Source organism: Mediterraneibacter flintii, assembly GCF_055387595.1.
This window is the reverse complement of record NZ_AP031405.1, coordinates 38,019-64,992: the sequence shown is the minus strand read 5'-3', so window position 1 is coordinate 64,992 and position 26,974 is coordinate 38,019. Positions and strand designations below refer to the sequence as shown.

At 43.0% G+C, this 26,974-nt stretch carries 31 protein-coding genes; 2 read left to right on the top strand and 29 right to left on the bottom strand.

Annotated elements, in window-relative coordinates; all coding sequences use genetic code 11:
- Positions 1 to 7: 7 nt before the first annotated feature.
- The 4 genes from ACZ5C4_RS00320 to ACZ5C4_RS00305 form a co-directional block, all read right to left on the bottom strand.
- A complete protein-coding gene (locus ACZ5C4_RS00320) occupies positions 8 to 1,465 on the bottom strand; it encodes a tyrosine-type recombinase/integrase (RefSeq protein WP_076779891.1) in 1,458 nt (485 codons plus the stop codon).
- Between the two features lie 20 nt (positions 1,466 to 1,485).
- Entirely contained in the window at positions 1,486 to 1,686 is a 201-nt protein-coding gene (locus tag ACZ5C4_RS00315; protein WP_241146957.1) for a helix-turn-helix domain-containing protein, read from the bottom strand.
- Between the two features lie 468 nt (positions 1,687 to 2,154).
- Complete coding sequence (locus tag ACZ5C4_RS00310) at positions 2,155 to 2,388, bottom strand: helix-turn-helix domain-containing protein (RefSeq protein WP_076779895.1); 234 nt, start codon at positions 2,386 to 2,388, stop codon at positions 2,155 to 2,157.
- The gene (locus ACZ5C4_RS00305) at positions 2,385 to 2,804 is read right to left on the bottom strand and encodes an RNA polymerase sigma factor (protein WP_076779897.1); all 420 of its coding nucleotides are present in this window, start codon (positions 2,802 to 2,804) and stop codon (positions 2,385 to 2,387) included. Before ACZ5C4_RS00305 ends, ACZ5C4_RS00310 begins: the two co-directional genes overlap by 4 nt.
- Positions 2,805 to 3,327: 523 nt before the next feature.
- Between ACZ5C4_RS00305 and ACZ5C4_RS00300 the strand changes: the two genes are divergently transcribed.
- Positions 3,328 to 3,690 (top strand): helix-turn-helix transcriptional regulator, encoded by a 363-nt coding sequence (locus ACZ5C4_RS00300; protein WP_076779900.1) that lies wholly within the window; start codon positions 3,328 to 3,330, stop codon positions 3,688 to 3,690.
- A gap of 105 nt (positions 3,691 to 3,795) precedes the next feature.
- Here ACZ5C4_RS00300 and ACZ5C4_RS00295 read toward each other — a convergent pair whose 3' ends face one another.
- The 25 genes from ACZ5C4_RS00295 to ACZ5C4_RS00175 all read right to left on the bottom strand — a co-directional run bounded on the left by ACZ5C4_RS00295 (position 3,796) and on the right by ACZ5C4_RS00175 (position 24,976).
- Positions 3,796 to 3,984, bottom strand: coding sequence for a cysteine-rich KTR domain-containing protein (locus ACZ5C4_RS00295; RefSeq protein ID WP_076779902.1), 189 nt, complete (start codon positions 3,982 to 3,984; stop codon positions 3,796 to 3,798).
- Between the two features lie 14 nt (positions 3,985 to 3,998).
- Positions 3,999 to 4,436: a GyrI-like domain-containing protein gene (locus ACZ5C4_RS00290; protein WP_076779904.1), complete on the bottom strand. Its 438-nt coding sequence runs from the start codon at positions 4,434 to 4,436 to the stop codon at positions 3,999 to 4,001.
- Positions 4,437 to 4,592: 156 nt separating this feature from the next.
- Positions 4,593 to 4,817 carry a hypothetical protein gene (locus ACZ5C4_RS00285; RefSeq protein ID WP_076779907.1) on the bottom strand — a complete coding sequence of 75 codons (225 nt, stop codon included), beginning with the start codon at positions 4,815 to 4,817 and terminating at the stop codon, positions 4,593 to 4,595.
- 2 nt (positions 4,818 to 4,819) lie between these two features.
- On the bottom strand, positions 4,820 to 5,563 hold the full coding sequence (locus ACZ5C4_RS00280) for an ABC transporter permease (protein ID WP_076779909.1): 744 nt from the start codon (positions 5,561 to 5,563) through the stop codon (positions 4,820 to 4,822).
- Positions 5,550 to 6,281 carry an ABC transporter ATP-binding protein gene (locus tag ACZ5C4_RS00275; protein ID WP_076779912.1) on the bottom strand — a complete coding sequence of 244 codons (732 nt, stop codon included), beginning with the start codon at positions 6,279 to 6,281 and terminating at the stop codon, positions 5,550 to 5,552. Before ACZ5C4_RS00275 ends, ACZ5C4_RS00280 begins: the two co-directional genes overlap by 14 nt.
- A gap of 74 nt (positions 6,282 to 6,355) precedes the next feature.
- On the bottom strand, positions 6,356 to 7,096 hold the full coding sequence (locus ACZ5C4_RS00270) for a MerR family transcriptional regulator (protein WP_076779914.1): 741 nt from the start codon (positions 7,094 to 7,096) through the stop codon (positions 6,356 to 6,358).
- A gap of 148 nt (positions 7,097 to 7,244) precedes the next feature.
- Entirely contained in the window at positions 7,245 to 8,138 is an 894-nt protein-coding gene (locus tag ACZ5C4_RS00265; RefSeq protein WP_076779916.1) for a conjugal transfer protein, read from the bottom strand.
- A 21-nt stretch (positions 8,139 to 8,159) separates the two neighbouring features.
- Entirely contained in the window at positions 8,160 to 9,167 is a 1,008-nt protein-coding gene (locus ACZ5C4_RS00260; protein ID WP_076779918.1) for a bifunctional lytic transglycosylase/C40 family peptidase, read from the bottom strand.
- On the bottom strand, positions 9,164 to 11,305 hold the full coding sequence (locus ACZ5C4_RS00255) for a CD3337/EF1877 family mobilome membrane protein (RefSeq protein WP_076779920.1): 2,142 nt from the start codon (positions 11,303 to 11,305) through the stop codon (positions 9,164 to 9,166). Before ACZ5C4_RS00255 ends, ACZ5C4_RS00260 begins: the two co-directional genes overlap by 4 nt.
- On the bottom strand, positions 11,305 to 13,752 hold the full coding sequence (gene tcpF, locus ACZ5C4_RS00250) for a conjugal transfer ATPase TcpF (protein ID WP_076779921.1): 2,448 nt from the start codon (positions 13,750 to 13,752) through the stop codon (positions 11,305 to 11,307). Before tcpF ends, ACZ5C4_RS00255 begins: the two co-directional genes overlap by 1 nt.
- On the bottom strand, positions 13,739 to 14,128 hold the full coding sequence (locus ACZ5C4_RS00245) for a conjugal transfer protein (protein ID WP_070087533.1): 390 nt from the start codon (positions 14,126 to 14,128) through the stop codon (positions 13,739 to 13,741). The genes tcpF and ACZ5C4_RS00245 overlap by 14 nt, the downstream gene beginning before the upstream one ends.
- A gap of 107 nt (positions 14,129 to 14,235) precedes the next feature.
- The gene (locus ACZ5C4_RS00240; RefSeq protein ID WP_087162156.1) at positions 14,236 to 14,739 is read right to left on the bottom strand and encodes an antirestriction protein ArdA; all 504 of its coding nucleotides are present in this window, start codon (positions 14,737 to 14,739) and stop codon (positions 14,236 to 14,238) included.
- 17 nt (positions 14,740 to 14,756) lie between these two features.
- Positions 14,757 to 15,254 (bottom strand): antirestriction protein ArdA, encoded by a 498-nt coding sequence (locus ACZ5C4_RS00235; protein ID WP_087162155.1) that lies wholly within the window; start codon positions 15,252 to 15,254, stop codon positions 14,757 to 14,759.
- Positions 15,255 to 15,260: 6 nt separating this feature from the next.
- Positions 15,261 to 15,464, bottom strand: a complete 204-nt coding sequence (locus ACZ5C4_RS00230) for a hypothetical protein (RefSeq protein ID WP_076779926.1) — start codon at positions 15,462 to 15,464, stop codon at positions 15,261 to 15,263.
- A 123-nt stretch (positions 15,465 to 15,587) separates the two neighbouring features.
- Positions 15,588 to 16,001 carry a DUF3788 domain-containing protein gene (locus ACZ5C4_RS00225; protein ID WP_076779928.1) on the bottom strand — a complete coding sequence of 138 codons (414 nt, stop codon included), beginning with the start codon at positions 15,999 to 16,001 and terminating at the stop codon, positions 15,588 to 15,590.
- 26 nt (positions 16,002 to 16,027) lie between these two features.
- Positions 16,028 to 16,474, bottom strand: a complete 447-nt coding sequence (locus tag ACZ5C4_RS00220) for a GNAT family N-acetyltransferase (RefSeq protein WP_010817892.1) — start codon at positions 16,472 to 16,474, stop codon at positions 16,028 to 16,030.
- 16 nt (positions 16,475 to 16,490) lie between these two features.
- Positions 16,491 to 16,901: an ester cyclase gene (locus ACZ5C4_RS00215; RefSeq protein WP_010817891.1), complete on the bottom strand. Its 411-nt coding sequence runs from the start codon at positions 16,899 to 16,901 to the stop codon at positions 16,491 to 16,493.
- Between the two features lie 196 nt (positions 16,902 to 17,097).
- Complete coding sequence (locus tag ACZ5C4_RS00210; RefSeq protein ID WP_010817890.1) at positions 17,098 to 17,319, bottom strand: hypothetical protein; 222 nt, start codon at positions 17,317 to 17,319, stop codon at positions 17,098 to 17,100.
- Entirely contained in the window at positions 17,316 to 17,456 is a 141-nt protein-coding gene (locus ACZ5C4_RS00205) for a DUF3789 domain-containing protein (protein WP_021374764.1), read from the bottom strand. Before ACZ5C4_RS00205 ends, ACZ5C4_RS00210 begins: the two co-directional genes overlap by 4 nt.
- 15 nt (positions 17,457 to 17,471) lie before the next feature.
- Positions 17,472 to 18,662, bottom strand: coding sequence for a MobT family relaxase (gene mobT / locus ACZ5C4_RS00200; protein ID WP_083582725.1), 1,191 nt, complete (start codon positions 18,660 to 18,662; stop codon positions 17,472 to 17,474).
- 190 nt (positions 18,663 to 18,852) lie between these two features.
- Positions 18,853 to 20,247: an FtsK/SpoIIIE domain-containing protein gene (locus ACZ5C4_RS00195; RefSeq protein WP_076779932.1), complete on the bottom strand. Its 1,395-nt coding sequence runs from the start codon at positions 20,245 to 20,247 to the stop codon at positions 18,853 to 18,855.
- A 59-nt stretch (positions 20,248 to 20,306) separates the two neighbouring features.
- Complete coding sequence (locus ACZ5C4_RS00190) at positions 20,307 to 20,903, bottom strand: VanZ family protein (protein WP_206407333.1); 597 nt, start codon at positions 20,901 to 20,903, stop codon at positions 20,307 to 20,309.
- Positions 20,904 to 21,013: 110 nt separating this feature from the next.
- Positions 21,014 to 21,400 (bottom strand): YdcP family protein, encoded by a 387-nt coding sequence (locus tag ACZ5C4_RS00185; RefSeq protein WP_076779934.1) that lies wholly within the window; start codon positions 21,398 to 21,400, stop codon positions 21,014 to 21,016.
- Between the two features lie 16 nt (positions 21,401 to 21,416).
- Positions 21,417 to 21,743 (bottom strand): YdcP family protein, encoded by a 327-nt coding sequence (locus ACZ5C4_RS00180; RefSeq protein ID WP_076779936.1) that lies wholly within the window; start codon positions 21,741 to 21,743, stop codon positions 21,417 to 21,419.
- 188 nt (positions 21,744 to 21,931) lie between these two features.
- A complete protein-coding gene (locus tag ACZ5C4_RS00175; RefSeq protein WP_076779938.1) occupies positions 21,932 to 24,976 on the bottom strand; it encodes an SrtB-anchored collagen-binding adhesin in 3,045 nt (1,014 codons plus the stop codon).
- Between the two features lie 507 nt (positions 24,977 to 25,483).
- On the opposite strand from ACZ5C4_RS00175, the gene ACZ5C4_RS00170 reads away from it, so the two are divergent.
- Positions 25,484 to 26,908: a D-alanyl-D-alanine carboxypeptidase family protein gene (locus ACZ5C4_RS00170; RefSeq protein ID WP_464519282.1), complete on the top strand. Its 1,425-nt coding sequence runs from the start codon at positions 25,484 to 25,486 to the stop codon at positions 26,906 to 26,908.
- Positions 26,909 to 26,974 lie beyond the last annotated feature (66 nt).

Here is a 26,974-nt window from a genome sequence, read left to right as displayed (position 1 = left end):
TTTGAAATTAGCTATTTGATTGATTTTGAAGTGTTTGCTTCAAGAGTTGCTCTTTCATCTCTGGCGACAGGGATTTTAGAAGCTCCAGCAACATCATATCGCTGTCACTGACACTCGTTTTTGTCTCGGGTTTTTCTTCCTCATCATTGAGGGTGGAATAAAATTCTTTATCCATTTTTTGAGCATTGAAACGTCTGTCTTCGTCAATGATTTCAGAATAAACATCTGTCACCATTTCTGCTTCCGCATGACCTGTATCACCCTGTACGGATTTTACATCACCATTTGTCATTTTCAGCTTATATCCCGTACTCAAATGACGCAGGCTGTGAAAAACGACTACTTCAAAATCGTTTTCTTCACACAGCTTTTGAAATCTGTCTCTGACAATACGGCTTTCCACAGGATTTCCATTTTCCAATGCAATGACGAGATTGTAATCGTTATAGGCATTGCCAAGAAATTCTTTCATCTCCTGCTGGTCTTTTTTATACTGCACTAATAGTTTAGCAACAGTCTTAGGCAACCAGACGGTTCTATTACTTGTTTCCGTCTTTGGAGTTTTCAGAACAAGGCGTGTAGTGCAATGCGGTTTCTGTGTAGGAAAAATCTTAATAACATCTTTCTCTTTCAGCTTTTGCATTGCTTCCGCATTTATTCTGGATAATTCCTTGTTGATAATTACTTTTGCGTTGTTGTTGGCAATCGCTTCCTCGTCAATAATCACATCTTCCCATGTAAGACCTGTGATTTCACCGATACGCATAGAGCAGGAAAAGGCTAAGTGCATACACATAACGAGCAAATCATCTTCCGCAGATTTAACAGCTTCTTTGAAAGTATCAATACTCCAAACCTTACGTCTGACCTTTGGAACTTTTGGCAAGGTAGCCAATGACGCAGGATTTCTTTTGTTAGGGTCGAAGTATTCCCAGCGGATAGCTTGATTTAAAGCACAGCGAATAATATCGTGAATTTTCTTGATGTTTGCTGGCTGAACACAACGCCCGCTAGGTTTTCTGTTTGATTGCGGTACTTCTGGGACGCTTAATAAATCATTGTAGTATTTTGATAACTTCTTTGTCGTAATCTCATTGAGCTTCCAATCACCGATATACGGATTGATATAATTTCTAATAGAGCCGACCTTGCTACTAAATGTATTTGGCGACCATTTAGATGTCCCGTAGAGATTAACAAAAATCTTTAAAAAATCTCGGAATGTAATATCCTCATTGACTACCTCTAACTCTTTTTTAGAGTCCTCAATCTGCTGTGCAAACTGTTCTTCTAAGGGAACAATGACATAGCCAAACTTTTCTTGATAATACTCTACAAATGCCTTTCGCTGTTTTGCTTCTTTTCTAGTTCCCAGCGTGTCCCACTTCTGTTTTCTTTCGCCAGTGTTATCCAAATACCAATAGATTACTGAAAAACTCTTTTTTCTTTGTTTTATTGTAGCCATAACTTATCTCTCCTTAATAGTTAAATTTGATTTAACCATTTATCGAAAGAAAGTTTAGACACTCGTATGACTCTACCAGCTCGAACATAACTGAACTGCCCGCTTTTCACCAGAGCATATGTAGCCTTTTTGCTGATATTCAGTTGTTTTGCGATTTCATCTACCGTATAAGTCCTTTTTTCCATTTCGGGAGATTGCGTATTTTTGCTATCATCTATCACAAATAAGACTCCTTTCATTGATAGCAATAAATACTTTCGTCTAACATAATTCATTATATCGTACTATGATTATGTAGGGAATAGTATTTTATTGCTTTGGTAAATTTTTTTACAAGCAGACAGACGGCTCTGGAAAAGCTCCGCTGGTATCTCAACCAATCTCATTCCTATGAGCAAAACCACCTCTGGGACGTATCATTATTCTGTGAATACAGGTCATAGCGGAGCGACTTTTCCAAAGGTCACTCTCGGATCACTGTGTGGGTCGCTCGCTCTCTTTTGGAAAGGTCATGGCGTACAGTCCCCGTGGCTCGCTGTATCACAAACGTATCTGTCTGCTTTATTTAGTTTTCAAAGAACTGCAACGGCTTGTCAGCCTGTAAAAGCCAACAGCAGGACTATTGACTTTTATAGAATGACAAGCGGTGTGGCTGGAAAGGGGAAAACACCACGCCCGCCTGTATGTATTTAGATTACTGCGATTTCAAAATTGAGTATCATGTCCAGAAAGGCTGTCTGTATTCTGTTTTTCAAATCTGCGTCCACTACCATACACACATTTCCGTGTTCATCATAGAGCTTTCGCAAACAGAGCTTTGAGATATATCCGTCGTAGAAGTTCATCACTGTAGCAATGGCTTCTGGGTCGCCCTCTGTCGCTGATACGATAACCTCAAAAGGTAAACGTTCATGTTTCTTCATTTGTGTTCCTCCATGTATTTCCTCAATGTTTCAAGCGTCTTTGTTCTGTGATACTGGACGTTTGAACGAGGGATATTGATAAAATGGCTGATTTCTCCGTCTGCCATATCCATGAAGTAGGACAACAGAATAATATTTCGCTTCTTCTCGGTCAGAGCTTTAAGGGCTTCACTCAACTTGTCATTTTCAATCCATACTTCAATTCCCAGCACGTTAAACACGGTGTAGTCGCTTTCGTACTTATCACACTCGCCAAAGCGTTCCTGCTGATAATCTGGCAAATCAGAAAATGAACACTCACGCTTTTCACGTCGCTTCATATCACGGTAGCCTTTCATCACAGCTCGCTTGATGACTTTCTTTGAAAGGCAATCGAACTGTGCTTCAACGGCTTGTCTGAAAGAAGATGTTTCCACTGTTTCACCTCCTTTCTGTGCAAAGTAGAAATGAACGGAAGTCCATTTCCCCCTTTCCGCACCCCAACTACCCAAGGAGGTGTCCAGCTACCAAGATTTACAAAAAAGAATTTGTAAATCTCGGATATAATAAAAACAGTCTATTAGAATACGAATGTACCAACAGACTGTTTTGCTAACGTAAGTGATATGAATTTTTAACTCATGTTCAGGGCGTGTTGACTGGATAACCATTGTAAGGCGGTTATTCAGTTGTGAATACTGGCGTATTTGCTGATACGCAATCATGACACAACCCCCTTACCCAAAGTTGTCCCGTGAGTGCAAAAGAAAAGGACAGCTCTGGGTATCCAAAACCGTCCTAATCAGATTGAAAGACATGGAAAAAGATATTACCTTAGAACGGTTTTTTTTATTTACCGTCAAGGTAATATTGATATGAATTATTAACGCATGATATATGTATTTTTAACACATTCTAATCATGTGTCATGAAGTATAAACTCATGACAGGTGATTGAAAATGAGGAAAAAGAAAGATACGCACAGCTTTGATTTCCGTCCGCTGGGACTGGCAATCAGAAAAGCGAGAGAGAAAGCTGGGCTTTCCCGTAATGATTTAGGCGATAAGGTCTTTTACGGAGAACGTCATATCGCAGATATTGAGAATATAGGGAAACACCCCAGCTTTCAGCTATTTCATGATTTAGTGACCATGTTCCATATCTCTGTTGACGAATATTTCTATCCGCAGGAGAAAGCAAAAAAATCTACAATCCGCAGGCAGATAGACGTATCGCTCGATGAGCTGACAGATGAAGAACTTAAAATCATTCAAGGAACAATCGACGGTATCATGAAATATAAGGGGACGGGAAGCAAATAGGCTTCTCGTTTTCTTTTTCCTCTTACAAATTATCCTGCCGATCTGCTTTGCAGGAAGCAGGATTTAATGAAAAAAGCCAATAATCTGTAAGAAAATTCTTACAAACTATTGGCTCTGCGTCTTAGCGTCTGGCTCTTTAATAATTTTTACTATTCCACGATTTGTATTGATTAAAGTTTCATGCTTGCATTTTGGACAGAATAAAGGGAAATTTATCAATTCTGTATCTTTTCGCACTTTAACTCGTGTCTTACTATTGCAAATAGGACATAATATCCATGATTGCTTTTCCACGGCAACACCACCTTTTATTTTAACGGAATACAAAATTCACACAAATGTAATGAGATTTTCGAGAAAGCATATCGCTCAATTATCGGTTTCGTATAGTCAACTGGCAAATCGGAAGTTAATGTGTCAATATTCTTCCAAAAATTTGCCACGTCATTTTCTGCGTGTGGAACCTCAAATATAGCGTAATGCCCACTATCAATATTACGAATAGGTAAATCACAATGAATATCCTTGCCAGTGATAATCATTCCCACGTCATATCGCTGTTCGTTTTCTGGCGTTGATAAAGGATTGTCCAAAGCTATACCTAGTATCGTTGTATCATCTTTGAATAAATCATTACTTTTTAAATATTCTTTTAACTTTTCCATTAGTTGCTTGTTTTCTGCACCATACTTACCGGTTCTGCGTATATATGCAATTTTAATATCTTTAAATTCCTCAATAACCAAGTTATTACCTCCCACATTTCAATCGGTATCAAGCTTGATAAAGCAATGGTAAGGGCAATTAAAATGTTTTTCAAGATATTTTTTAAAATGCACCACAACTTTTTTTAAAGGTAAGTTCTTCCTGCTGATCTGCACCGCAGGAAGCAGGAAGAAAACTTAAATTTTCACTTTTTTTGTAATTGTGTAAATATATTCTTCTGGTGTAGGCGTTCTGTTTCCAAAGTATTTCTTGAAGCGTTTCTGTATCACTGGGTCTTTACTATTCATAGTGTTGTCAATATTTTCTTGTATCTCGGCTCTGAACTCAGATAACGACACACCTCTGGCCTTTGCTCCAGCTTGAAGAATTTTTTTCATATCTTTCTTTTTTAAAACTATCATAGTTATTCCCATTTAAAGAATTTCAAAGAAACAGTCGTACAAATCACGATAATTACAACCATTAACCCGATAGGAAAGATGATATTATCAATCGGCAAACCTAACGCTGTGCCTTTTAATAATTTTATTCCCTGTGTTAATGGGAGTATATTTGCAAAGTTTTGTAACGCATTAGGCATAATCTCATAAGGAAGCGTTGCACCCGAAAAAATTAGCATTGGAAAGTATAAAATACTGGCAACGGTACTTGCGATTTTCATATTTGGTGCTATTCCACCAACCATCATACCAATGCTAAACATAGACAACATTACCAACACGAAAGATAAGAAAAACTGCCAAAAACTTCCTATTATCTGAAAATCAAAAAATAAAAAAGCCACTAAATAAATGAGTGCCAATGACACCAATGAATAAATACAGTAAATAGTTATTTCGACCAGTAAAATTGTAATCGGCTTAACAGGTGTCACTTTAAGTCTCTTTAAAATTTTTCTGTTTCTATAATCAGATACAACTAAAGGCAAGCCCATTAGTCCGCCAGCACAAATAGCTATTGTAGATACTGCACCGAATGATTGTTGCAAAAAAGTATATTCAGCATCAGCAAAAGCAGGTTTATCGCCATAAATAATACCCAATAGAACTATTACTACCACAGGCATACAGATAGCAAAAATGAACATATCCATACCCCTAAGAGAAAGTTTTAATTCTGTTTTTAGCATAGTCTTAAATGTTTTCATTTGTCATGTCCTCCTCTGCATACCAAAGATAAACTTCCTCAAATTCTTTATATGGACTGCTGGCAATCGCTTCTTCAATTGTCCCAGAAAAAACGGTATTTCCCTTTTTCAAAATCATAATCCTATCGCAAAGATTTTCTACCTCGTCCATAAAATGAGAGGTAAGGAAAATAGTTAATCCTTTTTTCTTTAGCTCCGATAAACATTTCCATACATCACGGCGGGCTTTGGTGTCCAATCCTGTCGTCAATTCATCTAAAAAGACTACTTTAGGGTTAGGGATAAGTGCTAAAACAATAAATAGTTTTTGTTTCTGTCCGCCAGACAGTTCCGATACAGGACTTTTTAATTTGTCAGACAGTCCGAATTGCTTCAATAAAATTTTATAATCCGTAACTTCTTTATATAGGCATTGTGTTTCCTCGCATAACTCTGACACCAAAATTTTTTCTTGATAGTTTGACTCTTGAAACTGTACGCCTACGTTTTCAAACAATCGTTTTCGCTCTTTTGTCGGACACATTCCAAGTATTTCTACTGTCCCACTGTCTGCCTGTCTCGTTCCTAAAATACATTCAATCGTGGTGCTTTTTCCTGCCCCATTCGCTCCCAAAAGTCCAAAAACTTCACCTTCATTTACAGAAAGACTTATATCATTGACAACACAAGTATTTCCGTAGGATTTTTTGAGATGTTCAACTTTAATTGTTGTATTCAATTTTATTCCCTCCTTTATTTTACGGACAAATAATAACACCAGAGAAAACTCTGGTGTTAAAATGTAGGGTGTATTTAAAAGGATTTTTTCATATTAATTAGGGTCGCTTTCATAAATCGAGCATTTTCAGAAGCGTCATTAAGTGACAGCAATAGCTTATCGCAAGCGGTTATAATATCTTCGTTTTCTTCCGGCATACCAATCACAGATTTTATATTTATGTCTGGATTGACCGATAAAGCATTTAACATTCTAAGAATAGAAGATAAAGAATAGTTAGCACATCTTAATGCTTTAATAATGCGTAATCGTTTTATATCATCATTTGAATATACTCGATAACCATTTGCTTTACGCTTAACACACAGTAAACCGTTCAACTCCCAATTTCGCAAAGTGTCCATTGTAATGCCTAAAAACTCTGATACTTCTTTACGTTTCAATAATACCTGATTAGGACTACTTTCTCCATTTAAGAGTTCATTTACAATTTGTATTGCCTGCTCCGCATTATGTTTTTCACGCTCAAGCTGTGATAAATATTCATCTGTCAATTTAATAGCCATATCAAAATTTCCTGTAGCAGAAACTTTAATAATATTCATAGCTTTTTTTCTCAATCCATTTTGCAAAATTTCAACTTTTAAAGCTGTACGGGCTAAACGAAATTGCTCTATGTGAAAATCCGTAAAAATGCGATATCCATTTTTTTGGCGTTTTGCCAGTGGTATTAAATGAAGTTGTTCATACAATCTAACTGTGTTTGGGTGTACACCAATTATTCGAGCAACTTCTGTTGTTTGATATGTATTCATCAAAAAACCTCCTATCTTACTAAAAGTATATCATCACTTCAAAGGTTGGTGTACTAATGGAGGGTTAATTATATACAAAATCATAAATATATGCAAGAGTTAAAGGCTTGCGTAGCATACGATACGATGTATGACGCAAGCCTATTGACTACCTTATGATTTTCCAGTTGCTATCTTTATGTAGCGTCAGCTCATACTGTGATACCTGTGTTGCCTTTGTCTGATTATCAATGAATTTCACCGCAACACTCACTTTCACGTTGTCGCCGTCAGCCGTAAATACTGGATTGACAAGCTCGGAAAAGAGATAGTCGCCGTTTATCGGTTCAAGGGCATTTCCCTCTACATAGTAGGCAAGCTCCTTGTCCGTTGCAGTAGGGTACAGCTTAAAGAATGTTTCCAGAAACGCCGTGGCGTCATTTACTGTGTCAGCGTCCACACTGTTGTCTGCTTCCTGTGTCTTTGGTTCATAATCGGATTTTTCCATAGCGGGAGCAAGGGTCGGGTTCTGGATAATCACCATATCCCCGTCAGCGTCCACATGGACGGTCACGGTATAGGTTTCTGATACGTCCCTTGTCTGGTCGCCCTCTTTTATCTGTTGATCTACCTCATAGGTGACAGAAAAAGCGTTCTCCCCAGACTGTTCCACGTCCCAGATAAGTACGTCCGTGACCGTGGAGCTGGTCGGTATATCCGTTCTCACCGTATCAACATTCAAATCCTGCAATTCCTGTGTCAGATAGGCACTGATAGCCTGTGTCCTTGCTTCGATTGCTTCCTTGCTGTTGCTCCATGTGTAATAGGATTTACAGAAATTCTTCACGAAATTTTCTATGCCGTTGGTGTCATTCAAGCGGAGCTGTATGGTTTCTATCTCATGCGTGGTGTGTTGGTCGATAGCCGTAAAATTCTTATACACACCAAAGCTCACGCTTGCGATAAGCACCACCCAGAGGGCAATGACGGACTTCTTATGCGTCCCCACTTTCATAGTGCAGATTTTCTTTTCCTTTATCGGTTTTTCTTTCTTCTTGAACATGATATTTCCATTCCTTTCTTTCTATTGCTTAATTCTGCCAGCCCCGATAAGGTGCTGTTGCCAGTAGCTATTGTTCAAATCAGCGTAGCCTATCGGGTCGCCAGCGTGGTACATCTGGTTATTTCCCACATAGATACCGACGTGGGTTACATACGTCCCCGCATTGTAGGTACTGTGGAAGAACACCAAATCCCCAGCCTGTGCCTGTGATAGCGGGATATGCTGGGTAGCGTCATACTGTGCCTGTGCCGTTCTCGGTAAGGAAATACCTGCCTTGCCATAGCACCATTGAACCAGCCCTGAACAGTCAAAAGAAGTATTAGGATTGCTCCCGCCGTACACATAGTCCCAGCCTTGATATTTCAGAGCTTCGTTCATTATCTTCTGTGCCAGCTCGCCCGATACTTGATTGACGGTGAGATACTGGCTGACAAGCTCCACATAGAACATATTCCCGTACCCGTAACGCCAGCCACCGTTGCGGGCAACAGCGATAGGGTTCGTGTAAGTGACTTTTGTTCCACCAGACTTGTCACGGGCGAAATTCTCTGCCAGCGTGAAGCTGTGCTTTTTCCCGTTCTTAGCTACATAGTCGATATATCCACCGCCATAGTTATAGGACTGTACCACGACGTTTATATCCTCTATGCCTTGACTTTCTGCTGAAGAAAGCAGAGACGCAAAATACTTGCACCCCTGCTTGATTGAGCTTTCTGTATCAAGGGAATTAGGCGGTAAGCCCATGCTCTCGGAACTCTGCATAACGTCCTCGGCTGTCCCGCCACTTTCCACCTGTATGATTGCCAGCAGATAGGGGACGTACTCGGATATGCCGTATTCTCTGGCGTATTTTTCCACCATAGGCTGATGTTTCAAGACCTCTGCGGACAGGTTCATACCCGTTACCCATGAGGAAGAGCCACCGCCCCCGTCGTCGTCCTCGGCACTGATAAGCACACCAAAGAAAAGCACTATCGCAAGAAGAAAGGGAAACAGACTGCCGATAATGGCGATATGTCTCAGCTTCATTTCTTACGTCCTTTCTTTTCCGTGGTGTTTATGGTCGCTTTCTTAATGTTTCGCTCTTTTCTGGTGGTCTGTCGGTTCAGTTCCACACCATTAAGCCTTGTCCCGTGTTTCTGTGGCATAGGTTCATCAGATTTTGAAGCCAGCGGACGTTCCTTGACAGATTGTGGCGTGGTCAGCTCGGTATGTACCTTGTCAGTAGTGACAGGACGCTTGATTTCCTGCATTTTTCCTGTGTCTGTCTTTGAAGCAGGAGAAGCGGTCACAGGTCTTTCATGGGGACGGGTAGCTCCTGTTGTCGCTGATCCGTCCGTCTTTCTTCCAGTCTGCCTTGCTTCCTGTGCTTTTTGAAGCTCCATACGCTTGTCAGCGATATTCTGTCTATGTTGTTGGAGCTTGTCGGCACGTTCGCTCTGTCTGGTTTCCTGCCCCTGCACAATGCCACGCTTGAAGTCGGACACATTTGCTTTTGCCTTTTCCTTTGCGGAGTGTACGGCATAGGCAGTCTGGGTCGGCATATCCTTGATATTCTCCTTGACAGTCGTTGCCTTGTCCTTGACCTTGTTTTTCGTATCAAGCACCGCACCCACAGCAGAACCAGCTCGGCTTCCAAAAGACGCATTTTCTCGACGCTCTTTTCTACCCGTACCAGCTCTGGCAGATTTCCCAGAACCGTCATTCATGGCTGTTCCGGCTACTGTACCAGCCACCGCACCAGCGACACTTCCAGCACCGACAGCCCTTGCGATACGGTGTTCCATACGCCTAGCCCTGTGTCGCATGAACAGATACGGGCGACGGAATATCCTGCGTCCCATGCTCTGGCTGTCCCCAGCGTTTAAACTGAACATACTCATAAGGTCGCCCAGCTTCATGTAGATACCCGCAAAGCAGACTATCTGTAAGAACGCAATCATAAAGAACGGGTAATCGGTGGATATGTTGTAGAACATACTGGAAATACTGAAAGCCACCGTGACAATGAGCGTTATTCCCGCCCTTGTCATAATCGTATTGAACACTCGCACGATTGCCTGTTTCGCCATGTTCTCATAGCTCGGTATCATGGAGAGCAGGAAGCTAATCGGCAGGAACATGGCAAAGATGATAAAAAGTATCTGGGAGAATATCATCATGCCCGTAAGCAGGAAAACAAATATCGTTATCCCCAGATTGAAGATAAGCAGGAAGAACACCATTCCCAGACGGTTGATGACCTGCGGTATCGTCAGATTGTCGTTGTCGTTATCCTCGATTTCCGTTTTCACCACGTCCTCACGGGTCGCCCCGTCGTCGGCAGAGGGACTAGCCGATACCAGAGCTTCCACACGGTCAGCCCCGATTTCCTCTATATCGCTGTTTCCAAATTGCAGGAGTAGCCACGGCTGTTGTACCTGTATGGAGAACAGGCTGTCCCTTATCAAGTCCACGCTGTCTTTTCCTTGACTGTCGCTGTCGGGGAGCATGATTTTTGTTCCCAAATCCAGCGAAGCGGTACTTATATCACTGGAAAAATCGTTAATCTTCTTGATATAGTCGGGAGCATAAGCGATAAAGGAAGCGGACACGATAAACACCACAACGAAGTTGATAACGGCGTGGAGTGCCTTGCTGGTTTCTCGCTTGATAAGCCCTGTGTAGGCTACATACATACCCACGATAAGGATAATGAGGAGCAGGAAGCCTACATAAAAGCCCGTACTTCCAAAGCCGTTTTCCGTCACACCCGCTAGGGTCTGTATGCTCTTTCCGATACTGTCTGCCATGTCGTTGATAAAGTCCAGCTTATACGCCTGCTGGACGACGTACCCCGTGGCGTTACTTAGATACAGGCTGATAGTCCAGATAAAGTTGGTGATACAGTACAAGCCGTACTGTACGGACTTCCCGATACCGTCCAGCCAGTTCCACGGAAGCCAGCCCCAGCTATTGTCCACATAGAAGTCAAGCTGGTAATTCTCCAACGGGTACTGTGAATACAGGTTGTCCGCATTGACGGTATCATCTACCAGCCCAGAAGCGTGTGCCACCGTCCCGAACAGGGAGAGGAACACAATAGAGGTAAAAATGACTATCAGAGCAATCTTGAAAAAACGAAAGAGCTTCTTTCTTGTCAGAAGCCCCTTTATCCTATCTTTCATCACTCCACCTCGCTTTTCACGGGCGGTCTGGTATCAAAGGCGTGCAATAGTTCTTCAAAGACAGGGTGTATCTGTACCACGCCCACACGTCCGTACAAATCTTGAAGCAGGCATTGTCCGTTCTCCAAGTCACGAAGTCGTTTCTGGTTGTTCTCGTCGTCCTTGTCGATACCGAAAAATTCAAGGGTCTGCTTTATCTCGTTGATGTCCGTAGAACGGAAAGCGAATTTCAGACCGATATTGTTCTTTAGGCTCTCTTTGGACACGTCGCCAGAGGATTGTGTGACGAAGTACACGCCAGCCTGCATAGCTCGCCCTGCACGCACCAGCTTGTTAGAAAGGGTTTCGCCCTGCGCCACGTTGAGGAACGCCCACGCTTCATCTAAATCCACGATTTTAAAGATACTGCGGTCTGAATGAATGAAGTCTAAGGCAAAGGTGGAAATGACAATCAGCATAGCCACGGACAGCAGTTCTATGGTCGTGTATTCCTCAAAGGTCGTGTCCTTGTCTGGGAGTACCAAATCTGCCACCTGTATGATATTGAGCTGATTGTCCAAGCTGATAGCATTAGACACTGAACCGTCAGAGAACAGCAGATGTGCGAAATCATAGTCCGTAAAGCTGTCGATATGGTCGGCAATGTTGCGGGCTATCGCCGTGTCCTCTCTGCGTAGCTCGTCTATCACATGAAGCAAGCCTCGCTGATCGCTCTGGGTCACGGCTCGCACCGCTTTTCTAAGGACAGGGAATTTCTCACCGTCCCTAGAGGAAATCCCCGTAAGGAATGTGAGAATGTCTATCGCCAGACTTTCAGCGTCTTTGACGTTCTTCATAATCACGAACGGGTCAAGAAGCCCTGCATTTTCCTTATCGCTGGTAAGATTGACGATATTGATTTCATGGGCTATCTCTGGGAGCGTTTCTTTCCAGTTCCCACGCTCGCTCTTAGGGTCGAGAATGACCGCCTGCCCGCCAAAGAGGACGGAATAGTAGACGATAAGATTATTACAGAATGACTTCCCACCGCCCAGCGAACCGACAAAGGCAGACGCCAAAGCATTGGTGACTGTCCCCTTGATACCCTGTGAAGCAAGGGACGGCTGTAAATAGACGTTTCTTCCTGTGTCCACGGAATAGCCGATATAGATACCTGTATTTTCTCCTAACTGCTGGGTCGCTCCGAAGCCAAGACCTGCCAAGAAGTCGGATTTCACATACTGCACATAGTCATTGATGTAACGCTTGCTGGCGGGGAGAAATTCAGAGTGAAGCCCCAGCATATCCCCAGCAGGACGGACTAACTTTACATTGAGGTCGTCGTAGAAGTCCTTGACCTCATCACAGCGTCGTTTCAGCTCGTCAAGGTCGGGAGCTGATACACGGATAACGTAAGAAAGTTTATACATACTTTCCTTGCTCTGGTCTAAGTCGGTTTCCAGCTCGTCCACGCTGTCCAGTGCGTCCACCACATTTGAGCTTGTTTCGCTTCCAGACTGATAGGCGTGGTTGTCCAAGTCTTTCAGCTCTTTTTTCTTGTTGCGGACAGTCGATAACGCTTTTCTGTTTCCCACGATTTCTACATTCATGCTTGTATCAACAGGAAACGTGAACTGCTGTTGCTGGAAGTAAAATATCTCACTGGACGGGAAGTCCAGCTCACCCACAATCGCATTGACGGTAAAGTAGGACACGAAGCTCTCGCTGTCCTCATGTTCCAGCCTTATGTATCGCTGGCTTTCCTCTACCAGACAGCGGGTAGGACGGATAAGGTCGTACTGCTTGATAAGCGTTGCCTTTTTCAGCTTCTTCTTTGGAAGCGAATATTCGTAGTCCTCATACGCCACGCCGTCCCTGCCGTAGATATGCTCGATAAGATACCCGAAGTCGTTCTTGTCCAAACGACGGAACTTGAAACGGCGGGAGATTTTATTTTCCAGCAGTTTTTCCATTTTCATGTAGCGGTTGATTTCATCATCTGGCATGGAGATAAAATCGTTCATCAGCGTGTGGTTGACCTCGTTTAGAAATTCCTTGAACGTCAGAAACGCTGATTTCTTCATGCTGTCAAGGCTGACCTTTTCCTCGGTCACAATGAGCTTGAAGCCGATAAAAAAGCGGTAGTCCACTTGATTGTCGCCAATCATGGAAACAAGGGCTTCCGTCTGTTCATCTATCTTCTGTATCGCCACATCACGAAGTCGCCCCGTCACCAGCTTCTTTGACTGCTCCTGTATGCTTCTGACGGAGCTTTCCGTTGCTATCTGCAAGGCGTGTATCTTCCCCTCACGGCTCTGTGCGATAAGCTGACGGAAGCTGTCATGGACGATAAATTTCTGTTCAGCCGATAGAAAGCTGTAATTGTATGGTATCAGCTCATAGTAGGCGAATACCTCATTGTCCTTGTTCCAGACAAGGTTGTTGTCGATATACTTAATCGGGAACATACATCACACTCCTAACCGCCGTGACGGGTTCGCTGAACACTTCCTTTTCCAGCTTCACGGCTTTTCCTGCATAGGTCACTTTTGGTCGCAGAGCAAACGTAATCTGCGATTTCAAGAAGCTGTAAGGCTTCTTGCCGTCAAAGGTCTTTTGGCTCATGAACCATGTGAGGGCAACGGGAATACCGAAGTATTTTAAAAATGCCCCCTCGATAAGCGATAACGGCGGTAAGTCCCCTAAGAGAATGACAGCAAACTCCGTGATGACAAACCACGTTATCTGGGTAAAGGTAACGGGAAACGGGAGAGTAAAGTCATTGATTGCGTATAAGACTTTTTCCACGTTCCAGATACCCGTGTAGCTCTTAATCTTCTTCAATTCGTTTCAGCTCCTTTCGTTGTAATGGAAAAGGACAGCCATTTTCAGACTGTCCTTGATAGAAAAAGCTGTCAGTAGCAACAGTTCCTGTCGCTGATCTGCCAGCTCTAATATGGTATCTCGCATATCCCTCGGCTTGTTTCAATAAATGTCCCCTCTATGGACAAGTCCCTGCCGTATGCTTCATAGTCGATATAGTTCTGCAACGGTAGCGGTATCTCACCCAATACCTGTAACTCGTCAATGAAGTAATAGGCAATATCGGTCATGTCCTCACAGTCTGGGTAGAAATAAATGTCGTCCTTGTGTTCGTAGACCTCTTCCAGACTTCCATAGTGGGAAACAAACTCGTCCAGAGCGTCGGTGATATAATCGGGAAGCTCACAAATCATCTCGTACATCTCATTGAGTTCTTGAATGGAGATATATTCCCCGATTTCAATCGGAAAGTTGTCGGTATCATGGACAGCGTATTCTTCATAGTAGCTGTTCAGCCCGATACGCTCCGCAACATCTTCCTCGTCGATAGGGAAAGAGAACCAATCCCCGACAAGTTCGCCCTCATTGTACTTGCCAAGATTAGCTATATACACCCTCATGTCGTCAACCACAGGCACACACCTCTTTTCTACGGAAGCTCATAGATACCGTGGTCGGTTTCCACAAAGCGTCCGTTGTCGTCAAGGTACTGTCCGTAGGCTTCAAAATCGAAATAGCGGGTGAAGCTCTCACTAAGGGAAGTAAAGTCTGGGTCATTGTTCAGAATGTGGCGGGCAACGTCCGTCATGTTCTTACACCATGAGTAATGAATGATGTCGTTTCTATATCTGTGCAATTCATCAAGGTCAGTGAAATAGCACATCAGCTCCGTATAGTCCTCTTTCAAATCAGAGGGTAAATTTTCGTAGGTATGGTACAGGTCATTGAGCTTTTCCACGGTGGTATCTTCCTGTACTTCATCAGCAAAGGGAAGCTCCTTGCCTGTGATATAGTAATAGTCTGTATCTACATCAATCCCCAGCATTTCTTCCACCTGTTCTGTGTCGATAGGCAGGGTGAACCAAAAGGCTCGGATTTCTCCGTCTGTTGGTTCTCTGGCTTCAATCTGCACACGCATTTCTTCCATGTTTCATCACTCCTCTCTTGTCAACGCTTCCTGTATGACGGCGTAAGGCACACCGAATACATAGCGTGAAAAATCTTCTAACTGTTTCTTAGGGTAGTCAGACAGGCAAAGGCGTTTCATCTCAAACCAGACCGTACGCTTGTAATAGGGCAGGTCGGAAAGATACGGACACCCAATTTTTGCCTGCATATCGGTAAAAATATCTTTCAATCAATCACTCCAATCTGAAATTTGAGTATAGAAAAAGCGGTTGATCTCCAAAGGAGTAACCGCTTTGTGTGTGGGATATGAAATTGTAAAATTATGATTTCGTATACGCCAACGTGATAATTATTACTTTTTATTTGGCTTTCTCTTAATTCCTAGTAATTTAATAAAATCTTGAAACATTGATGTATCGGTGGGTTCAAACATTACCCATTTACCATCTCGATAGGTTTTAGCTTCATCATAGATTTTTTGGACTTGTTGAGAATAATCATTGCGTTCTGCTTCAAATTTTGCTCTTTCGTCTTTTCCAAAGATAATCATAAATCCTATACAATTTTCTCTAGCATATAACGCACAGAGTGTCTTACCACCTCGGCGATATTTATACTCATAAGTCCATGCCTTTCCACCTTTATTCCATAGACGTTCCATTTCATATTTTTCGTCAATTAAAGTACATAACTTATTCCATACATCATACAATGATTGCCCAACCAAAGTCATCATTTCCTCTGCACTCGGTATTTTATCAAGCATAATTTTTTCCCTCCAAACACTTTGATTTATTGCATACAAGCATTTACAAACTTCATAGGCGTGTATCTCATTCCATCCGCTAACTGTTCCGTATCTGTTTCAACAAACCCCAGTTTACGATAAACGGGTACAGCATATGGAGAAGAATTAACGGTGAATACATTTCTTTCACTGTGGTTTAAAACATATTCCCAAAGAGTTCTTCCAATTCCTTGCCTATGATATTTTGCTTTTACAAAGAAACAGCAGATGTGCTTTCGATTTTCGCTTGTAGCAATTACACCTTTCAATTCGTCCTGCTCATAAGCTCCAAAAAATTCAAGCGTCTTTAGGATTTCATCATTCTCAATAAAATCCTTAAATGATTGAATACCCTCATCTGAATAGTCGGGAGCTTCAAATTGTAAAAATACTTCCCATATCAAAGTGATAGCTTCGTCAATCTCAAAGGGTTCTAATTGTCGAATTTCCATACAGTCACCTCACTTCTTATACTGGCTTAATTAAATTTGCTTCTAAGAGAGTTTCAAATGTATTTACAGAACCACCATGTTCAATGATTTTTCCATTTACAACTCTGTCTATATTGACACCTGTAAATGATAATTTCTTATGAGTGGGTTTAATACCTATCCATTCACCCTCATGTGTACCTGCCATTATAAATTCAGAAATCACATATTCCTTATCATTGAATTGACGTACTATTTTCATTGTATAGTCTGGATAAGTCTTTTTTACGGATATTAGATGTTGCTTCATGCCGTCCAACCCCAAAGGTACAGTTTTGTCTCCGAGAGTCAGAGCACAGTTTTCTGATACATATTTAGATAATTCTTCAAGTCTATTTTCTGAAACAATCCTCTCATAGAAGTTCTTTACAATCATTTTGTCATTCATTTTCTACCCTCGCAAATTTAATTTATGATTTCCATACTTACATTATATCAGTTGAAAATCAGCCATTCAATGAAATTCATAGCATGACTATTTTTTATCTGTGTACCATTCCGTCACCCCCTTTCATTCCCCCCTATGCCCGAACTCCCATAGGGGGGGGGACAGGTAAGTTTGCGTGTCCGCAAACTGCTGATTGTTACGCTCCAATGATACGGTTGAACAGCTCTAACAGCACGTCTTTGACCCCGCCTGCATTGAATACCAGCCCGACAGCGATTAAGGCAATCACAAGGAAGCCGATTAACTTAGAAAACTCTCTCTTAAATCCTAAGTAGATACCGATAACCACGATTGCCATAAGCACCAAGCTCTGGGCGTTGCTTAAAAACCAGTTGTATAAGTTCTGTCCGAAATTCATTCTTTATCAATCCTTTCTTTCTTGATTTCTTCCATTTGTTCATCAGCCATTTTGCTGACCTGTGCGATACACATAAGGACGACACCGATACCCATTCCCAGCGATACCAGCACCAAGTCCTTGACAAGTTCTGCCATAACCAAATTTCTCCTTTACTCTGTGATAAGCTCCTCTGTGTCCGCTGTCTGCTGTTTGATTATCTGCAAGTGCTTTTCCGTCAGCTTTGCGTTGTCCTCAATCTCTTTCAGATAGCTTGTGCTGTTGCCAGCGTCTATCTTTTTCAGCATTTTCAGCGTAGGGGCGACCTGTCGGCTTATCCAGCCCAGCGTCCTTTCCAGCGTGTAAGGCTCTGGGTCGGTTGTCAATTTGATAGGCGGGCGGTCTTTCCCGATAAACCACGCCCAGCGGTCATTGAGCTTCCAGTCTGTCTTTCGCTTCTCCGGCTCTCTGTCCACGAAGCGGATATAGTGATTGATGATAGAAAATGCTGTCTGTTCTGCGTCATAATGGGTCAGCAGTTCACGGACAGCATAATAGGCTCTTTCATCTTTCAGTCGTATCTCGAAGCGGTTCTTTATCGGAGCTTCCTCAATCGGCACGCCCAGCTTTGCGTACTGTTCATAGTTCTTCTCATAACAGCAGAAGTAGACTTCCGATTTCAAAGAGCCGATATACAGCGTGTGTCCCATGCCCGCCTTGTCCTGCTCGTTGTGCTTCACCAGCTCGCCCGAAGCATAGGACTTGAAAGAACGGAACAGGGACACACATTCCTCACGGTTGCATTTGGCGGTCAGATCTGGAATATCCAGTATGCCCGCCCTGTCGTTAATCGCAAGGTCAAGGCGTTTCATCACACCGCCCTCAACCAGAGCGTCCATGAGGAAGTCATACCAGCTTCGCTCCTGTGCCAGCAGATAGCTTTCAAACTGGCGACAGCCTTTTCCTTTCAGCTCTAGAAGCGTGCCTTTTTCCTCGTCCTGCGAGGTGTAGACAAACACATCACCCAGATAGTAATGCTCGGTGTATTTGTAGTGTCCGTAGTCCTCATGGAGCATATAGTCGATATTGAGCTTCAATATATCTTTGATAACGTGCTGGATATCCAGCGTGGGAAAACGGATACGCACATAGTCGAACAGCAGGAACATGGGAGCGTCGGGATTGAATTTCTCGACAGCTTCCATGAGCTTTTCCTGCATATCGTCCGTGAGCGTTACCTTTCCCGCTTCGATACGGTTCAAGTGTTCACGGCTGATACCAGCCATGATTGCAAGCCTTGTCTGGGACACGCCGTAAGACTGACGTTTCTCTTTCAAGGCGGTTATAAAGGTGCTTTCATTCAGCCTGCATACCCCCAATCGTGAAAGTGTGATATTTTCCGCCGATTGTCACAGTCAGCTATGAATGAGAGAAAACCCTTTTATCAAGCGGGATTTCCAGACTTTTTGACCGTAGTTTCCAGCGGAATTGTGCCCCTCTGTTAGATACCGAGGGGCTTCTTTCGCTGGCGTGGCTTACGCCACACCAGCAAGGCTAGTCCGTTCCGTCGCCTTTCGCTTCGCACGTCGCCGTCCCGTCCTGCCTTATGAGGACGAGAGAACCGATAGCTTGTAAAAAGTCATGCTCCTTTGGAACAAGGGGAGTATAAAATTCCGATATGACACTTGTACCTACATCACAATAGCCACGCCCTTTGATACGCTTCTGGAAAAACTGTTTCTTTACGTCGCTTCCAAAGAGCATACCGTAGCCTAGCTCACTGATACGCCCCAAGCCCAAACGGAAGTTGAAATTATCTCTGATACCGTCTGAAAAATACTTTGCGTCGGGACGCTGGCAGGCAACAATAAGGAAATAACCCGCCTGTCTGCCAAGCATGACGATTTTCTTTAGTTGGCTTAAAAGGCTCATGCTTTCCTTTGTCCCCAGCATTTCCAAGAACGCCACATACTCATCAAAGATAAGGAAGCAGGGCGGTAAACCCAGATAGGCATAGTTCTCACCCGTCTTATAGTCTGGGTGCTGTTTCATTTCCTCGCTTCTTGCTACCATGCCCTCATAGAACGCATTGACACACTCTATCATATCTTCTTTTGTGTGGTACACGTTATCCATGACCGTACCCAAGTCCGCAAGATCAGCGTTCTTAGGGTCTAAGATGAAAAGCTGTGCGTTGGTCTGTAAGAGGGCTTCAATGATTGTCAGCAGGAAATAGGTCTTTCCACCGCCAGTCCCGCCACAGATAAGGGCGTGAGGGAGTGCGTCATATTCCCATGTAAGGTTCTTCATCAGACGCAAGCCCCCGTTTTCAGCCTTTACCTCGTCAATCGTGATACGGTTCGCTATCATGTCATAGAGCAGGGTGTACTCGATATAGCCGTCATGGAGCGTCTTGTCGATCAGCTCACAGTACAACCCGCTTTCCAGTTTATCTTCCAGTCGCAAAAGCTGGTCTTGATACTTCCCCAAAGAGATTTCACAGCGGATATGGAGCAGTCCTGTGTCCATTTGATAATAGATTTTAGGAAACCAGACGATTTTTTCCCTTGATCTGCTCTGCAGGTCAGTGAAAAAACCGCTGTCCTGTACGGTCTGGGCTTCATACCACTTATTGTCCAGTATCATGCGTGCCAGTTTTTGACGGTGCAGGAGCTTCTTAAAGCTGTCATGGAAGAAGCGGTAATAAAGAAAAGCGACCAATGTACAAACACCAGTCGCTATCCCTATGGTTATGAAGTTGTATGTGGAAAGCGTCACGCCATTATCAAGCAAGCTGAAATGCTCCCAATCGGTACGCAAAAGCTGTCCCATGTTCAGTAGCAGGAGAACCACCACGAGCAGGAGCAGGAGCGTACCTGTACAAAAGCGGTACACAAGGTTCTTGTCGCTGGCTCTGATACGCTTTCCCTTGTATTTGTATAGGTTCATAAACACCCCTTTCTGAATATAGAAAAAGCGGTTAATCGTATAGACTAACCGCTTTATTTCTAAAGAAACCATGTCCAGTTATATAGTAGGAAATTACTTGCACAAGCTAACACTAAATAAATAACTGGCTCCGAATTTCCCAATGAAATAGTTCGCTGTTTTTCTTTTTTGTTAAAGAAATGATTTCCAATCAGTTTCCATACAACATATCCTAAAACCGCACCTAATGTATTCATCAGCAAATCATCAATATCTACCAAACGATTAGTTGGTAATTGAGCAAATTCGATAAATACTGAAAACACTAATCCTGTTAGGGCGACTTTTATTGGATTTCTAAAATTTTTCCATATATACGGCAATAAAAATCCCAATGGCATAAGCATAATTATATTCATGCAATAAGTAAATAAACCATCTGACTGAAACGGGATAATTCCAATATTTGCCTGTTGAAAAGTTTCAATCAGCCCGCCTTTTGAAATGATGTCCCATACAGAGCCGATACCCGTAACAGAAAAAACAAGCCATACATAAATCATCATAGTGTATGTCCAAAAATAATGTGTAGAAGTTGATTTTCTCTTACACAACAATAAAACTACTTGATACAGCATTACTGGAAATACAGTTAAAATGATTGGAATAATCATCATTAAAATCACTATCCTCACTCCTCTCTGAAACTATGTACAATATTTTACTATATTATTCTGAAAAAATTTCAAAGATAAGCAAAATAGTTTCTTAATTTTATCCTACAATTTTATTTTTTCTGCTGTCCCTGTGGAGCGTGGTGCTGTGGATTGCCTGCGGGCTGACCGCCTTTATTTTTCAGTACAATGTCGTCTGCCTTGATGTACCATTCCACGTCTGCCCCTCGGTAGTTGGCGTTTGCCACCGTATCGGCAACAGGATTGATAAGCTCCACCTCGGCATTGTACGGGTAGTCCTTGACAGGGATTTCCGCTGGGATAGATACCTGTATCGTGCGTTCCTGCTGACTGCACTTCAAATCATAGGTTCTACGCTTGATTTCCTCGCTGGTCGTCCCGTCCTCATTCTCCACTCGCACTTCATGTCTAAGTGCAGAGAATTTCAGCACTCCAAACGTCTTTTCCTTATCTAACACAATTCCATTCGCTAATCTCATAATCTGTTATCCCCCTTTACTTACTTTCCTCGACTGGAAGCATATCATCAGCCGTTAAGATATAGTTTGTGTAGCCACGACCTCGCACGTTCTTTCCCTCGGCGGTAATCTTAGGATTGACGAGCTTGACTTTCTGCTCATACTTGAAACGCTTCTCCCCAGTCTTTGCGGGAAGCACCACGATAATGTCGTCGGCTCTCTGAATGTCGGAATACAGGTTATAACTTCTCGTTACGGGGACAAAGCGACCATTGACACGCTGTTGCTCCACGTCATTTTCTCCTGCAAACTCCAAGTTACCAAAAGTCTGTGCCATGTTAGGCACGATATATTTCAATTTCATGTGTTCATACCTCATTTCTTTCTGTGATTAATATGTGGGGAGCTACACTCCCCACGCCCCTAGTGGACTGTTCTTTTCCGTCAATCCGCAAGCAGATTAACAGAAAAGGAACAGTTTAAATTTTCATTTCCTGTTATAAGTACATACGGCGGGGAACGTGATTTCTTCATCATAAGCAGACCATTCGATTATGAACGTCTACGCTTGAAGAAATATGTTCCTGCCACGCCTGCACCAGAGAGAACAAGAAGCCCTAAGAATAAGGCAATGTTTGTATTATCGCCTGTCTTTGGAGCGTCTGTTGTCTTGTTCGGTGTATCTGGTGTGGTCGGCTGTTCCGGTTCTGTTGGTTCTTCCGGTGTTTCTGGTACTTCTGTGATTGTCACCGTCTGCCCGTCGTCCTCAATGTCCTTATGCTCTGTAACCTTAGTCGGTTCATCTGGATTGCTCAAATCGTATAATTCCTCAAAGGTCACAAGTTCTTTCCCGCCAAGCTCGGAAGCGTCGAATGTAAAGGCAATCTGGACTTCCATGCTTTCACTGTCGGCAGTAAAGGTATAGTCATTCTCGACACGTTCACCATTGATGATAAGTTCTGCATTTTCGTCCTTAATCATCTGCCAGCCTTTGAGCTGATACTTTGTGCCGATTTCCAAGCCGTCAAGAGTAACGGTATCAATGATTGTCACGTCTTTTCCAGCTTCAATCTCTTTCTTTCCGTCCTCGCTGGTCGCTGTGGTATGGATAGAGATGATACGCTCTGTGATAAGCACAGTCTGTCCCTCGTCGTCAATGTCCTTGTGTTCAGCCACCTTTACAGGCTCGTCCTCATTGGAAAGGTCGTAAAGTTCCTCAAAAGTTACAAGGTTCTTGCCACCTAAATCAGACGCATTGAATGTATAGGAAATTTCCACTTTCATTTCTTCATCATCAGCAGTAAAGGTGTAGCTGTTCTCTACACGCTGACCGTCAATAAGAAGCTCGGCATTTTCCTCTTTCAACATCTGCCAGCCTTTCAACTGATACTTTGTGCCTTTTTCCAGCCCATCAAGCGTAACCGTGTCAACGATTGTTACCTTTTTACCTGCCACGATAGATTTCTCGCCGTCCTTGCCTGTGGCTGTGGTATGGATAGAGATTTCTTTCTCGTATTCATCAGTAAGCGTCCCTAAGTCAACGGTCACATTGTTTCTGGACACCACGATTTCAAAAGGTGGGATAAGCTCAAAGCCCTTGTTGCTCTCACAGCGTAATTCCTCAATGATATAGGTATCGTAAATCAAAGCACCTTTGCTGTCGTCTGGCTCGCTTGTTCCAAACCAGATACCGTCCTCGCTGGTCTTTCCTGCGTTGGTGTTGTTCTTATGGGAAGCCCAGTCGGAAGAAGTGGAGAACTGCCCGTTATCATCAGTTACGATAATGTGGCTCTCACCTGTGGTCTTGCTTGTGATCCTAAACGGAACTCCCGCAAGACGTTGGTGTGTGCCAGCACCAATCTTGACACCCTCTAGGTCGCCACGCTTCACTTGATTGTAGATTGATGTGTCTGTCCCTGTAAGGTCAACGATTTTTCCGTCCTCTGTGATTTCAAATTCAATCGGTTCTGCACCGTCCGTCAGATAGCCCTCTGGAGCTTTGCTTTCCTCGATACGGTATTTTCCGTAAGGTAACAGGTCGGCAGAAGTAGAAGCCACGCCCTCAATGTCGGTAAGGATTGTCTTTACCACTTCATTCTTGCTGTAAAGTTTCCCCTCGACAAGTACAGCGTTGTCATTCAGAGAAATGATTTCAAATTCAGCGTCTTTCAAAGTCGCACTTCCTTGACCTTTGGTATCGCTGGTTTCTAAATCTCTTTTCTGGATTTTTACACCGCCACGGATAACCTTGTCTGATACATGGTACTGATTGCTTCCAGACAGTACGGCAATGTCGCCGTCCTCGGTAATCTGTGTAAGGTACATTCCTTTAATCTGTTCCTCGCTTCCGTCAGTCTGCATATATGCACCGTCAAGAAGATAGCCGTTAGGTGCTTTCGTTTCCTCAACGGTCAGCGTTCCTAAAGGAAGCACGTTCTTTCCGCCCTGTGTATAGAAGCTGTCCCCAGATACCTTGTATTCATCAGAAAGGCGGGAAACATAATGGATAGTGCCGTCGCTGTCCTTTTCAGCGATTGTCTTTGTCACCCATGTTTTTGTAGGCTCACTAGGGAGATTGTCAGCGGTATAGTGTCCCGCATAGAATTTCCATGTGAACTCCGCACCCTCTAAGGAAGCGTCGCCCTGTGGAGCGTCTTTCTGTGTTTCCATGTCAATCTTGAAAAGCTCGATAAGGGTGTCTGTGACCTTTGGCGTATCTGATACATTGAGTGTCGCTGTCTTGCCAGCTTCCACATTTAAGGAATAGACAGTGTTGTCCACCTTATAACCAGCAGGAGCAGAAAGCTCTTTGATGTAGACTGTTCCAGCCTTTACTTCCACGGTATCAGTATTTCCGCTGTTATCAGTCGTAAGGGTGGCAAGCTGTTTCGTACAGTCCTTATCAGAATAGACACCATATGTCGCACCAGCGATAGAGTAAAGCCCGTTTCCGTCGGTAATGCTGGCATTACTGGAAGTCTTTTTAAGGGTGGCATTTCCTACGGCAAGTTTCGCCCAGAACTGTCCAATGTCCTGTCCCTCGCCAGAGTAGATATAACCGCCACATTCATAGCGTCCCTTGTTCTCGCTGGCAAAGGCTTTCGCCCCAGCGTAAACTTCGTCCTGTACGGCTTTTGAGATTTCATCATAGGAAGCTCTGACGTTATCGCATTGCCAGCCAAGATGAACGCTCAATCTCTGCCATACGACGCACTGTTTCAAAAGATAGATATGCTGACTGCTCAATCCGCTGTGGCTCTGCACATACTGATTAACATACTCGATTGAGAGGGCAACATCTGAAATCTGGTCGTAGCTCATGCGTGTGCTTGCGTCGGCTCTGGTCTTATAACCGTTGCGGAAGTTGGTGTTAATATCCACGCAGAAAGCGTCCTCGCCCTCAACGGTCATGTGTCCCTCATTGAATGTCGAACCGATAGAACCGTCATTCATTACTTTTTCAACGATACCGACACGCTCTGCACTTTCTGTCCAATATTGCTTCTCGGAAGCGTGGACTGCCGTTGTCGGCAAAGCGGTAACGATAGTCGCAAAGGCAAGGAAGCCTGTGGCTAATCGCTTCAATATCTTTTTCATAGCTTTTAATTCTCCTTTCATTCTCAAAGAGAAAGGACGCTCATTTCTGAACGTCCTCTTTAATACGAGTATCTTTTTTTCTTGTGATAAATGATGTAAAATTGATTTATATAACGTGTGGATTTTTAAGGCTGATTTGCTCCGTTCTGCTAACCGTTTGCTCACACTTTAAAGTAAATTTGAGTATAGGTCAGTTTATCAGCTTCCAGAAGGAACAGAGACTTTTGCCTGTATTTCCGCTGTTAAACGCCACCGTAAGGATAATCGAACCACTAGCTACCACGTTCCGCAAGGAACTCCTAAGCGGTAGGCCGGAGGTTCAAATCCTCTTAGCGACGCCAGAAGATTCCGTCGGAAATGTTGATTTTTCAAGATTTCCGGCGTTTTTTCATTTTTTGATTAGACTTTTAGACAGATATTCTTGAACTGTATTTTTTTCTTATTTAGTGATAAAATATTTTCAAAGTATTTACCGAGAAGGCAGCCTATTGCTGTGGAGGTTAAAAAATGAGAAAATCAGGAAAACAGATTTTACTTATGATATTGGCTATTGTGCTTATACTACAACCGTCATGGAAGGTAATGGCAGAAGAGGCTTTGACGGATACTGTATCCGAAACAGAAATGACAGAAGAAGAAAAACAGGCGGCAGAGGAGAAGGAAAAACAAGAATCCTACGAAGTAGTGCCAGATACAAATACATTTGAGAAATGGCCGCAGGGACCGAATGTGTACGGGGCTTCCGCAGTCGTTATGGATATGGACAGCAAAGCTGTTCTATATGGAAAGAAAATAGATGAGAGGCACTACCCTGCAAGCATTACAAAACTGCTTACCACACTGGTAGCGCTTGAGAACGGAGAATTGACAGATACGATTACTTTTTCAGAAGATAGTGTTTCCTTTCTGGAGTACGGGGATGCCAGTATAGGAATGACGCCAGGAGAAATTCTCACATTAGATGAGGCGTTGTATGGAATTCTTCTGGCGTCTGCAAATGAAGTTTCCTACGCTGTAGCGGAGAATATCGGACAGAAAATGGGCGGAGGATATTCTGCCTTTATACAGGAAATGAATGAACGTGCAGTGGAGCTTGGCTGTACAGGTTCCCATTGGGTGAATGCGAATGGACTGCATGATGAAGAACATTATACAACGGCACACGATATGGCTCTGATAGCGTCCGAAGTTTATAAACAAGAAGAATTCCAAAATGTTATGGGAACATTATCTTATACGATTCCTCCTACTAATCTGATGAATGAGGAGAGAATCGTCTATCAAAATCACAAAATGCTCTGGCCGGAGAACTACTATTATTATGCATATTGTACCGGTGGAAAAACCGGATATACAGATCAGGCAAAAACGACACTTGTAACGATGGCAGACAATGGGACAATGCGTCTGGCAGCAGTCGTGTTATATGATTACGGTGTGGCAGCCTATGATGATACCCGCGCAGCGCTGGACTATGCCTTTGAGAACTTTAATAGAATATCTTTAAACAACCAGATAAGCACAACAGGCTCTGAAGAAATAGAATCCTTTTCTGAAGAAGCATATGTAACAGTGCCAAATGGGGTGACTTTCTCTGAATTAGAACAAGAGATTACTCTTTTAGATGAAGAAACAAGGGAGGGAATAGCTGCCTATACGTATCATGGACAAAATGTTGGGAGTGCAAGTGTAATTTTGACGAAGAAATATGTGGAAAGTCAGAAAGAAGAGAATAAAAATATTAAGATTGCACAGAAGGAGAAAAAGGAAGATACGTCTAAGAAAACGAAATCTTCCAGCATTGCTAGGATAGCAGTCAGTGTGGGTATTGCGGTTGTAGTATTATGTATCGTATGGATATTGATAGTAAAATATAGGCAGGTAAAAAGAAGAAAGAAAAGACACAGAAAAAATAAATATAGAAAATACTAGAATGTACAGCAAACCAAACAAGTAAGTAGTAACTTCATTCCCTCTATGCTAGAATAAAAGTAAGTA